Raw genomic sequence first — 255 nt, 5'->3', positions numbered from 1 at the left:
AACCGTCAGCAGGTCAAACGGCATGGTTTTTTCCGGCAGTACGTTGTCACACAGACGGTTCCACCACACCGATACATCCTCGTTACTCCAGAAGCCACACCAGTCACCTCTTTTTGCGGTGAAAAGTACGGTGATGGTATCCCTGACATCGTCCGGTAATCCTTCCCAGCGACGCTGTCCAGTACCGCTCTGCAGCCAGAGTTCATGCAGCATCAGGCAGTTTTGTTCATCCAGCAGTACACCGTTCTGCAGGTG

Annotated in this window: 1 protein-coding gene; it reads right to left on the bottom strand. The window is 53.3% G+C overall.

The genetic code is table 11. The annotated features are described in order from the left end of the window. Positions 1 to 255, bottom strand: a 255-nt coding sequence (locus tag E0D98_RS26910; RefSeq protein WP_131891718.1) for a DUF1281 domain-containing protein, incomplete at both ends; no start/stop codon positions are given.

It is taken from the genome of Escherichia sp. KCJ4928 (assembly GCF_004352695.1).
Lineage (GTDB): Bacteria > Pseudomonadota > Gammaproteobacteria > Enterobacterales > Enterobacteriaceae > ECMA0423.
This window is presented reverse-complemented; position numbering and strand designations above follow the sequence as displayed.